The organism is Micromonospora sp. NPDC049580 (assembly GCF_040675595.1).
GTDB lineage: Bacteria > Actinomycetota > Actinomycetes > Mycobacteriales > Micromonosporaceae > Micromonospora.
Genome location: NZ_JBFAPG010000196.1, coordinates 1 through 10,495 on the forward strand (window position 1 = coordinate 1; position 10,495 = coordinate 10,495).

A 10,495-nucleotide genomic window follows, 5' to 3' on the forward strand; every position below is an offset into this window, starting at 1 on the left:
GCGGGGGGGGGTGGCGTGGTGCCGCCCCCCCGCGGGGGGGGGGTGCCGCCCCTGTCCGCCCCCCTGCGCCGGGCGGTCTGTGAGGACCGGGTAGTTGCGGACCCGGTCCTGACCCGGCCACTGCGATCGGTGCCGGCAGGCTAGGCGCGGTGCCGGCCGTCGCCGGTGGGGCGGGCGTCCGGCTCGTCGGACCCGCCGCGGACGATCGAGATCGCCACCCGGCAGAACTCGTCCATGTCCGGGTTGAACCCGGCCGCGATGTCGGGATGCAACCCGGAGCGGGTCTCGTCCAACAGCCGCTGGCACACCTGCTCGACCGGCTCGCCGGCGTAGCCGGCGCGAATCCGGTCGGTGGCTGCCTGGAGAGCCGAGGTCAGCTGGTCCTCCAGCGGCCCGCGCAGCTTCTGCTGCACGGGATCGAGCCCGCGCGGGTCGAGCGTGACATGTGGCTCCGACATCGTGCTCCCTTCGTCGGCGTCCGCGATACCCCACCGCGGCCGTCGGTCAAACGCCGGAAGGTACGGCGGCTACCCGCACCTGGTACGAGAAGTCCTCCGCCGGCTCCTCGTGGTACGACAAGCGGCGGATCTGCCGGTCGTCGTCGTAGAGGGCGACATCCACCAGGACGCCGAGGTGCGCCAGGCCGATGGTGGAGACCCGCTTCTTGTCCTGCAGCACCGCGCAGACGCCGCCGAGCAGGGTGCTGGCGTCGGATGTCCGGTGCCCGGGCGGGCAGCGCAGAACCAGGTCCACCTCGATCGGCCCGGGCAACGGCGTCCAGCCGGTGCGCTGGGCCGCGCCCAAGGCGGCCTGGAGCAGGGTGCGGACCCTCGTCGCCTGCCGGTGCCCGGCGGCGAAGATGGACAACGCTTCGGTCTTGACCGGTGGCAGGCCGCTCACCTCGAAGGTCAGGGCGAGAGCGCGGGTGTCCTGCACGACGGCACCTCCCTCATTGGGACGATCCTGCCGAACCGGTGCAGCGGCGGTGGGACGTTCCCGCGATAACCAACCGATCGGGCAGGCTGGGCCGGCCGGAGGCGTGTCGACGTCGGCGGCGAACGCGCTGGCTGCGGCGCTACGGAAACGCTAGTCGACGCCGCCCGCGCTGGGTAGTGGGTCGTTCACCCGGTGGGACGTGGCGGAAAGGCGCAGAACTCGTTGCCCTCCGGGTCGGCCAGCACCCACCAGCCGACCTCGCGGTCGGGTTCGCGGACCAGCCGGGCGCCGGCCGCGAGCAGCGGCGCCGGCTCCGCCCCCGCCAGCCGCAGATCCAGGTGTACGCGTGTCTTGCCGACCCGAGGCTCGGGCACCTGGTTCACCCAGGTCGACTCGGCGTCCGAACGCGCGGAGCGGGGGTCGACGCGGGTGTCGCTGCCCCCGGCGGCCCTGACGCAGCAGTGTCCGGGATGTTGTGCGGATCTTGCGGCGCGTTGGCCCGGGAGAGTGCGCGGTCAGCGCTGTTTGGCGTAACCGATGAATGCCTTCCAGGCATTCGGGGTGACGTGCAGGGTCCCGCCGTCGCGGTCCTTGGTGTCGCGCACCAGCACGACGTACGGCAGATTGTCGGCGACCTCGACGCAGGAACCGCCGTTGCCGCCGGACCTGGTCGACTTGCGCCAGCGTGGAGTCAGGGTGTCCATGCCTTCGCCACTTCCTTGATCAGCTCGATTGACTGCCGGCGGGGGAGGGCTTCGTTGCGAACGATCTCCCACGTCTTGGCCAGCTTAGCGACGTCGGTCGACGCGTCGACGAACTGCGCGATGAGCTGGTTGTCGGCGTGCGCCACCCGCTCGCCGTCCGGCATCTCGGCGATGATGAACTGACCGGCCAACCCCAGGTACATCCCCGCGTCCACCGGGACGACGTGCACCTGGATGTGCTCCTGGGCCGCCAACTCCACCAGGTGCTCGCACTGTTCGAGCATGAGGCCCGGCTGGTCGAGCACCGGCCGGCGCAACACCGCTTCGTCCAGCACGGTGATGAGCTGCGGCGGGCGCGGGCGTCGCAGGATCGCCTGCCGCTCCAGCCGTGACGCGACGATGCGGTCGACGTCCTCGGCGTCGAACCGGCCGCCGGCCAGCGTGGCGCGGGCGTACCGCTCGGTCTGGAGCAGGCCCGGCACGTACGCCAACTCGAACCAGCGCAGCGTGGTCGCCTCCCGCTCGAACTCGATCCATTCGCGCAGCCAGGCCGGTTCGGCGTCGAGCCGGCCCAACCGCTCCAGCATCCGCTGGAAGCGCTCGCCGGTCCGGTGGTGGTTGTCGACCGCTCGCATGTACTCCTTCGTGGGCGGTCGCCCGCCCGTCTCGACGGAGCTGACGTGCGAGCCCGAGTAGCCGATGCCTCGGCCGAAGTCGTCCTGGCTGAGCCCTGTCTCCGCCCGGAGTAGCCGCAGTTCCTCCAGCACGTAGTCGGTGACGGTCCCCATCAATTCCCCAATCTCTGCCCAACCCGCATCGGCGTGTCGGTCCCGACCGCTCGCCTGAGTCCATGAGCTGCGCGGATGGCGCGAGCGCGTATCGAAGGTAGTCGAGTCATCGCAGACTGTCACCAATGGCGGGTTCGCTGGTGGCCGCAACGGCGGTGGCGGGCTCTGCCCCCGGGGGTCGCTCCCGTTCCCCCCTTGCGGGAGCGGCCCCTCCCATGCGCGAGGAGGCCGATGTGCTGAGCCCGACAGACCACCACGACGAGACACGGTGGTGGTGATGGTGGTTCGTCCGCCCACCCCGCATGTCGCCATGCGTCCGCTGTGGCGGTGCCGCAATTGCGGCCGGGAGTGGCCCTGCCAGCCGGCCAAGCTCACCCTGTTGACGGAGTACCGGACCGACCGGACGGGTCTGCTGATCTACCTCGGCACCCTGATGAACGAGGCGACCCACCAGCTCACCCAACTCCACCCGGACCACCCGCCGACACGGATGACCGAACGCTTCCTCTCCTGGGCGCGAGCCCGGGGCTGACGCTTGTCGGTCGGGGCGGGGTGCTCGTCTTGCCCGTTGCGGGCAGGTTTCGCGGCGCGGGGAGTGGGGCAGTGTAGCCGCACGGAGCATCCGGGCCTGGTCATTTCCGCAGCTCATCGGCCCGGAAAGGTCTCGCCGTGCGCCGGGGCACGGATGCCCCTCCCCGGTTTCTCGCCGAAGAGAGGGGGAGAGCGATGACGGACCCCGAAACGGCTCGACACCGGCGTCGGCCGGCTGCCCGGCTTGGCGCCGCGGCCGCCGCGCTGGCGCTGGTCGCGCCGCTGGCCGCCTGCGGCGCCGACGACGGTGGCGGCGGTACGCCGACGATCAACCTGTACTACCCGCCGGAGCAGAACCTGCAGAAGGTGGTCGACGACTGCAACGCGCAGGCCCAGGGACGATACAAGATCGTTTACCGGGTGCTGCCCCGTCAGGCCGACGACCAGCGGGTGCAGATGGTGCGCCGGCTGGCCGCCGAGGACAGCGGGATGGACGTGCTCGGCCTGGACGTCACCTGGACCCAGGAGTTCGCCAGCGCCGACTGGATCCGCGAGTGGACCGGCCAGGAGAAGTCCGACGTCGAGCAGGGCACCCTCGCCGGGCCGCTGGACACCGCCCGCTACGAGGACAAGCTCTACGCCGCGCCGAAGAACACCAACGTCCAACTGCTCTGGTACCGCAAGGACCTGGTGCCGCAGCCGCCGACCACCTGGGACCAGATGATCACGGCCGCCCAGCAGCTCAAGGACCAGGGCAAGCCGTACCAGGTGCTCACCATGGGCGCCCAGTACGAGGGCCTGGTCGTCCTCTACAACACCCTGGCCGAGAGCGCCGGCGGAAAGGTCCTCTCCGACGACGGCAAGAAGGCCGTGATGGACGACGGCACGGTCCGGGCGCTGGAGCAGTTGCAGCGGTTCGCCACGTCGGGCGTGACCTCGCCGTCGTTCAGCAACGCCACCGAGGACCCGGTCCGGCTGGAGTTCCAGTCCGGCTCGGGCGCGTTCCAGGTGAACTGGCCGTTCGTCTATCCGGCGTTGCAGGAGGCCAACCCGGAGCTGGCCAAGCAGGTCGGCTGGGCGCGGGTGCCCGGCATCGACGAGAACACCCCCAGCAAGGTCACCATCGGCGGCGTGAACCTGGCGGTCAGCTCCTACTCCCGGCACCCGGAGCAGTCGTTCGAGGCGGCCCGGTGTCTGCGCAGCCCCGAGCACCAGAAGTTCTCCGCCATCAACGACGGCGTGCCACCGACCATCGAGGCGGTCTTCGACGAGCCGGAGATGACCGAGGCGTACCCCATGAAGGACACCATCCTCGAAGAGCTGAAGGAACCGGCGACCCGTCCGCTGACCCCGGCCTACCAGAGCATCTCGACCGTCATGTCGGCGATCCTGTCGCCGCCGTCGGCGATCCGTCCGCAACAGACGGCCGATGAGCTGCGCGGCGCCATCGCCGACGCCCTCCAGTCCAAGGGGGTCCTGCCGTGAGTGTCAACGCCACGCCGGCCGGCGCGCAGGTGAGCGCCGAGGCGGAACGGGCCACCACCGTCCCCACCCAGCGGGGCGGCCGTCGCAGGCCGCCGCTGAGTGAGAACAAGAAGGCCGAACGGCGACTCGGTTGGCTGCTCTGCGCGCCCGCCGCGCTGGTGATGGTCGCGGTGACCGCGTACCCGATCATCTACTCGGTCTGGCTGTCGTTGCAGCGCTACGACCTGCGCTTTCCCGATCAGCGTGAGTTCATCGGGCTGGAGAACTACGTCACCGTGCTCACCAACGAGTTCTGGTGGACGGCGTTCGGGGTGACCACGCTGATCACGGTGGTCACCGTGGCCGTCGAGCTGGTGCTCGGCATGGGGCTGGCGCTGATCATGCACCGTACGCTTGTCGGGCGCGGCCTGGTGCGGACCTCGGCGCTCATCCCGTACGGGATCGTCACGGTGGTCGCCGCGTTCTCCTGGCGGTACGCCTGGACGCCCGGCACCGGCTACCTGGCGGACGTGTTCAGCGACGGTGCGCCGCTCACCGAGCGGGCCAGCTCGCTGGCGATCATCATGCTGGCGGAGATCTGGAAGACCACGCCGTTCATGGCGCTGCTGCTGATGGCGGGGCTGGCGCTGGTCCCGGAGGACCTGCTCAAGGCCGCCTCCACCGACGGGGCGACCGCCTGGCAGAAGTTCACCAAGGTGATGCTGCCGGTGATGAAGCCGGCGATCCTGGTCGCGCTGCTGTTCCGCACCCTGGACGCGTTCCGGGTCTTCGACAACATCTTCGTGTTGACGGCGGGCGGCAACGAGACCTCGTCGGTGTCGATGCTCGCCTACAACAACCTGATCCGGGGTCTCAACCTCGGCATCGGCTCGACGATGTCGGTGCTCATCTTCATCACTGTGGCGATCATCGCCTTCGTCTTCGTGAAGCTGTTCGGCACCGCTGCCCCCGGCAGCGACGACGGGGAGAGGCGCTGACATGGCTGTCGAAACCACCACCCGGGCGAAGGTGCGCTGGGGTCTGCTCGACGTCCTCGTGGTCGTCTTCGCGATGGTCCCGGTGCTGTGGATCGCCTCGCTGTCGTTCAAGACGCCGGCCACCCTCACCGACGGGAACTTCATCCCCCGGGAGTGGACGCTGGACAACTACCGGACGATCTTCGACACCGACCAGTTCGTCCGCGCGCTGATCAACTCCATCGGCATCGCCCTGATCGCCACGCTCATCGCGGTGGTGCTCGGCGCGATGGCCGCGTACGCGATCAGCCGGCTGGACTTCCCCGGCAAGGGGTTGCTGGTCGGGGTCTCCCTGCTGATCGCGATGTTCCCGCAGGTGTCCCTCGTGTCGCCCCTGTTCGAGATCGAGCGTCAGCTCAAGATCTTCGACACCTGGCCGGGACTGATCCTGCCGTACATCACCTTCGCGCTGCCGCTGGCGATCTACACGCTGTCGGCGTTCTTCAAGCAGATCCCCTGGGACCTGGAGAAGGCGGCGAAGATGGACGGCGCCACCCAGGCACAGGCGTTCCGGCGGGTGATCGCGCCACTGGCCGCGCCCGGCCTGTTCACCACGGCGATCCTGGTCTTCATCTTCTGCTGGAACGACTTCCTGTTCGCCATCTCGCTGACCTCCACCGAGCGGTCCCGCACGGTGCCGGCCGCGCTGTCGTTCTTCACCGGCGCGTCGCAGTTCGAGGACCCCACCGGGGCGATCTGCGCCGCCGCCGTGGTGATCACCGTACCGATCATCCTGTTCGTCCTCTTCTTCCAGCGCCGCATCGTGTCCGGCCTGACCTCCGGCGCAGTCAAGGGATAGGTGAGTAGTCATGGCTGACATCGTGCTCGACAAGGTGAGCAAGAGTTTCCCGGACGGGACCGTCGCCGTGCAGGACGTCGACCTGGAGATCGCCGATGGCGAGTTCGTGATCCTGGTCGGCCCCTCGGGCTGCGGCAAGTCCACCACCCTCAACATGATCGCCGGGCTGGAGGACATCAGCTCCGGCGAGCTGCGCATCGGCGGCCAGCGGGTCAACGACAAGGCCCCCCGGGACCGGGACATCGCGATGGTGTTCCAGTCCTACGCGCTGTATCCGAACATGACGGTGCGGGAGAACATGGCGTTCCCGCTGCGGCTGGCCAAGCTGGACCGGGAGACCATCAACGCCAAGGTCGACGAGGCGGCCAAGGTGCTGGAGCTGGTGCCGCTGCTGGACCGCAAGCCGGCCAACCTCTCCGGTGGGCAGCGTCAGCGGGTGGCGATGGGCCGGGCGATCGTCCGCCAGCCCAAGGCGTTCCTGATGGACGAGCCGCTGTCCAACCTGGACGCGAAGCTGCGCGTGCAGATGCGCACGGTGGTGTCCCGGTTGCAGAAGCAGCTCGGCACCACCACCGTCTACGTCACCCACGACCAGACCGAGGCGATGACCCTCGGCGACCGGGTGGTCATCATGCGGGGTGGCGCGATCCAGCAGGTCGGGCCTCCGCAGGAGCTGTACGACCACCCCCGCAACCTCTTCGTGGCCGGCTTCATCGGCTCCCCGTCGATGAACTTCCTGCACGCCGCCGTGCAGGACGGCAGCCTGCACACCGCGCTGGGCGAGGTGCCGCTCGGCGACCGGGTCCGCCGCGAGTTGGAGGCGGCCGACGCGCCCCGCGAGCTGATCCTCGGCGTACGCCCCGAGCACTTCGAGGACGCCGAGCTGGTCGACGAGGACACCCGCCGCCGGGGTCTGGAGTTCGAGGCGCCCGTGGAGATCGTCGAGTCGATGGGCTCGGACAAGTACGTCTACTTCACGGTGGAGGGGGAGCGGGCCAGCGCCGCCGAGTTGGAGGAGCTGGCCGCCGACGCGGGCGGGGGCGACTTCGCCGGCACCGGTGGCAACCTGGTCACCCGGTTGTCGGCCGAGTCACCGGTCGCGGAGGGCCAGTCCCGCCGCGTCTGGTTCAACCTGGAGAAGATCCACCTGTTCGATCCGACCAACGGCCGCAACCTCACCCTGCACGAGGGCAGGTCGGCCGGCGCGCTCGCCGACTGACGGCCCGACCCCGCCGCCAGTCCCGCCGATCTTGCAGTCTCCGTTGTCGACCTGGGTCGAATGTCCCCTGTGTCGTGGCAGGAACCGCAGGATCGGCGGGGGCAGGGTGCGCTGCGGTCGGTGGGTGGGCGTGGCAAGGTGGTCGAAGGTCGCATCGTGAGGCGGGGGGCGGGATGGACCGACGACTGGCCGCGCTGGCCAAGGCGCACGGCGTGTCCACCTGGTACGAGGACTGGCGGCACCGTCGAGTCGAGGTCGCACCGGAGACCGTCGTGGGCGTGCTCGGCCTGCTCGGCGTGGACGCCACCAGCCCGGCCGCCGTGGCCGACGCGCTCGCCGCCGCCCGCGCCGGCATCCGGGTGTACGGGGTGGAGGCCGACCCGGTGACCGCCGCGATGGCCGCCGCCAACGCCGCCGCCGCGGGGTTGGCCGAGTTGTTCACCGTCGAGTGCGGCGATGCCACCGCGTTCGACGTCTCCCGGGTCGACGGGGTCTTCTGTGACCCGGCCCGACGTACGAGCGGCACCGGTCGGCGGATCTTCGACCCGCGCGCCTACTCGCCACCGTGGGACTTCGTCACCGGGCTCGCGGAACGGGTGCCGCGCACGGTGGTGAAGGTGGCGCCGGGACTGGACCACGCGCTCATCCCGGCCGGCGCGGAGGCGGAGTGGGTCGGCGTGGACGGCGACCTGGTCGAGGCCGCGCTCTGGTGTGGGGACCTGGCCCAGGTGCCCCGCCGCGCCACGCTCTACCGGCAGGTGGGCGCCGAGACGCACCGTTTTCAGCTCACCGGCTCGGGCGCCACCGACGCGCCGGTCGGGCCACCGCGCCGCTACCTGTACGACCCGGATCCGGCCGTGGTCCGCGCGCACCTCGTCGCCGAACTGGCCGACCAGCTGGACGCCACGCTGGGTGACCCGAGCATCGCCTACCTCTACGCCGACCGGCCGACGCCCACCCCGTACGCCCGGTGCCTGGAGATCACCGACGTGCTGCCGTTCTCGCTCAAGCGCCTGCGGGCACTGCTGCGGGAACGGCGGGTGGGCCGGGTGGAGATCCTCAAGCGGGGCTCCGCGCTCACCCCGGAGCAGTTGCGGCGGGATCTGCGGTTGGCCGGCGACCAGGCGGCGAGCCTGGTGCTCACCCGGACGGCCGGGGCACCGACCGTGTTGGTCGGCCACCCGGTCCACTAGCGTCGTCGGTGTGGCGGGACAGGGCACTCCGGCGACCGCGCTGCTGGTCAAGCGTGGGATCGCGTATCGCACCCATCCGTACCGGGTCTCCCCGGACGTGCCGAACTACGGCGCGCTGGTCGCCGAGGCGCTCGGTGTGGCACCCGAGCGGGTGTTCAAGTCGCTGGTGACCGAGGTCGACGGCGCCCTGACCGTGGCGGTCGTCCCGGTCACCGGCGAGCTGGACCTCAAGGCGCTCGCGGCGGCGGTCGGCGGCAAGCGGGCGACGATGGCCGACCGGGCGGTCGCCGAGCGGGCCACCGGCTACGTTCGCGGCGGGATCAGCCCGCTCGGGCAGCGGCGGCGTCTGCCCACAGTGCTGGACGAATCCGCGCTGGATCTGCCGACGATCTACGTCTCGGCTGGTCGGCGCGGTCTGCAACTCGAACTGGCCGCAGCGGATCTGGTGGCGCTGACCGACGCCCGCACCGCGCCGTTGCAGACCCACTGACGACAGTCGTTACGTCGACTCCCGCATGGCATACGCGGGGAGTAACAGTCGCGTTGCTGAATTGTTATCGCTTCCAACAAACTTGGCACCTGCGCGGTCTTGTGGGACCAGTGTGACGCGAAATACGTTGCCGGACACAACAAAACAACACCTCCCCCACCTCCGAAAGGACCCTGCACATGCGTAAGGGGATCCTCACCATCGCCGCCGTGGGCCTGCTCGCGACCGGCGGTTTGACCGCCTGCGGCGACGACTCCGGCTCCGACAAGCCCAGCTCCGCCAAGACCCCCAAGATCGGCGTCATCCTCCCGGACAGCAAGTCCTCCGCCCGGTGGGAGACCGCGGACCGCAGGTTCCTGGAAGAGGCGTTCAAGGCCGCCGGCGTCAAGTACGACATTCAGAACGCCCAGAACGACAAGACCGCCTTCCAGACCATCGCCGACCAGATGATCACCAGCGGCGTCACCGCCCTGATGATCGTCAACCTGGACTCCGGCACCGGTAAGGCCGTGCTCGACAAGGCCAAGTCGCAGGGCGTCGCCACCATCGACTACGACCGGCTCACCCTGGGCGGCTCCGCCCAGTACTACGTCAGCTTCGACAACGAGACCGTCGGCAAGCTCCAGGGCGAGGGCCTGTCCAAGTGCCTGACTGAGAAGAACGCCAAGAACCCCGTCGTGGCGTACCTGAACGGCTCCCCCACCGACAACAACGCCACCCTGTTCAAGGCCGGCTACGACTCGGTGCTGAAGCCGAAGTTCGACTCCAAGGAGTACGTCAAGGGCCCCGAGGACGCCGTGCCGGCCTGGGACAACGCGCAGGCCACGACGATCTTCGAGCAGCAGCTCACCAAGGCCAACGGCAAGATCGACGGCGTGCTGGCCGCCAACGACGGTCTCGGCAACGCGGCCATCTCGATCCTGAGGAAGAACAAGCTCAACGGCAAGGTGCCGGTGACCGGCCAGGACGCCAGCACCGAGGGCCTGCAGAACATCCTCGCCGGTGACCAGTGCATGACCGTCTACAAGGCCGTCCGCGAAGAGGCGAAGGCCGCCTCCGACCTGGCCATCGCGCTCGCCAAGGGCGAGAAGAAGGACACCGGCCAGACGGTGAAGGACCCGGAGGGTGGCCGTGACGTCCCCTCGGTGCTGCTCACCCCGAAGGCCATCTACAAGGACAACATCAAGGACGTCATCGCCGACGGCTACGTGACCAAGGAAGAGGTCTGCACCGCGGCGTACGCCAAGGCCTGCGCCGACGCCGGCATCAGCTGACCGACGCCGCAGTACCCGCCGGGACGACCATCGCCGCCCGGCACGGGAGCATCCTCCCGT

At 69.7% G+C, this 10,495-nt stretch carries 11 protein-coding genes and 2 pseudogenes; 8 read left to right on the forward strand and 5 right to left on the reverse strand.

The window, feature by feature from the left end; translation table 11 throughout:
* Positions 1 to 140: 140 nt before the first annotated feature.
* The 5 genes and pseudogenes from AB0J68_RS17400 to AB0J68_RS17420 all read right to left on the reverse strand — a co-directional run bounded on the left by AB0J68_RS17400 (position 141) and on the right by AB0J68_RS17420 (position 2,428).
* Positions 141 to 458 (reverse strand): hypothetical protein, encoded by a 318-nt coding sequence (locus tag AB0J68_RS17400; protein WP_354860947.1) that lies wholly within the window; start codon positions 456 to 458, stop codon positions 141 to 143.
* A gap of 46 nt (positions 459 to 504) precedes the next feature.
* Positions 505 to 936 (reverse strand): hypothetical protein, encoded by a 432-nt coding sequence (locus AB0J68_RS17405; RefSeq protein ID WP_234589839.1) that lies wholly within the window; start codon positions 934 to 936, stop codon positions 505 to 507.
* Between the two features lie 185 nt (positions 937 to 1,121).
* Positions 1,122 to 1,331: pseudogene (locus tag AB0J68_RS17410) on the reverse strand (VOC family protein); the annotation flags it as partial.
* A 120-nt stretch (positions 1,332 to 1,451) separates the two neighbouring features.
* A complete protein-coding gene (locus tag AB0J68_RS17415; protein WP_363939360.1) occupies positions 1,452 to 1,640 on the reverse strand; it encodes a DUF397 domain-containing protein in 189 nt (62 codons plus the stop codon).
* Positions 1,628 to 2,428, reverse strand: a complete 801-nt coding sequence (locus tag AB0J68_RS17420; protein WP_363939362.1) for a helix-turn-helix transcriptional regulator — start codon at positions 2,426 to 2,428, stop codon at positions 1,628 to 1,630. The genes AB0J68_RS17415 and AB0J68_RS17420 overlap by 13 nt, the downstream gene beginning before the upstream one ends.
* Positions 2,429 to 2,705: 277 nt before the next feature.
* Here AB0J68_RS17420 and AB0J68_RS17425 point away from each other — a divergent pair, with 277 nt between their 5' ends.
* The 8 genes and pseudogenes from AB0J68_RS17425 to AB0J68_RS17460 all read left to right on the forward strand — a co-directional run bounded on the left by AB0J68_RS17425 (position 2,706) and on the right by AB0J68_RS17460 (position 10,435).
* Entirely contained in the window at positions 2,706 to 2,960 is a 255-nt protein-coding gene (locus tag AB0J68_RS17425) for a flavin reductase (RefSeq protein WP_354860951.1), read from the forward strand.
* A gap of 194 nt (positions 2,961 to 3,154) precedes the next feature.
* The gene (locus AB0J68_RS17430) at positions 3,155 to 4,444 is read left to right on the forward strand and encodes an ABC transporter substrate-binding protein (protein ID WP_354860952.1); all 1,290 of its coding nucleotides are present in this window, start codon (positions 3,155 to 3,157) and stop codon (positions 4,442 to 4,444) included.
* Positions 4,441 to 5,421 (forward strand): sugar ABC transporter permease, encoded by a 981-nt coding sequence (locus AB0J68_RS17435; protein ID WP_354860953.1) that lies wholly within the window; start codon positions 4,441 to 4,443, stop codon positions 5,419 to 5,421. The genes AB0J68_RS17430 and AB0J68_RS17435 overlap by 4 nt, the downstream gene beginning before the upstream one ends.
* A gap of 1 nt (position 5,422) precedes the next feature.
* A complete protein-coding gene (locus AB0J68_RS17440) occupies positions 5,423 to 6,259 on the forward strand; it encodes a carbohydrate ABC transporter permease (protein WP_354860955.1) in 837 nt (278 codons plus the stop codon).
* A gap of 10 nt (positions 6,260 to 6,269) precedes the next feature.
* Positions 6,270 to 7,478, forward strand: coding sequence for a sn-glycerol-3-phosphate ABC transporter ATP-binding protein UgpC (ugpC, locus tag AB0J68_RS17445; protein WP_354860957.1), 1,209 nt, complete (start codon positions 6,270 to 6,272; stop codon positions 7,476 to 7,478).
* A 323-nt stretch (positions 7,479 to 7,801) separates the two neighbouring features.
* Positions 7,802 to 8,671 (forward strand): annotated as a pseudogene (locus AB0J68_RS17450) (SAM-dependent methyltransferase); the annotation flags it as partial.
* A gap of 10 nt (positions 8,672 to 8,681) precedes the next feature.
* Positions 8,682 to 9,161, forward strand: a complete 480-nt coding sequence (gene ybaK / locus AB0J68_RS17455) for a Cys-tRNA(Pro) deacylase (protein ID WP_354855348.1) — start codon at positions 8,682 to 8,684, stop codon at positions 9,159 to 9,161.
* 179 nt (positions 9,162 to 9,340) lie between these two features.
* Positions 9,341 to 10,435 (forward strand): substrate-binding domain-containing protein, encoded by a 1,095-nt coding sequence (locus AB0J68_RS17460; protein ID WP_363939365.1) that lies wholly within the window; start codon positions 9,341 to 9,343, stop codon positions 10,433 to 10,435.
* Positions 10,436 to 10,495 lie beyond the last annotated feature (60 nt).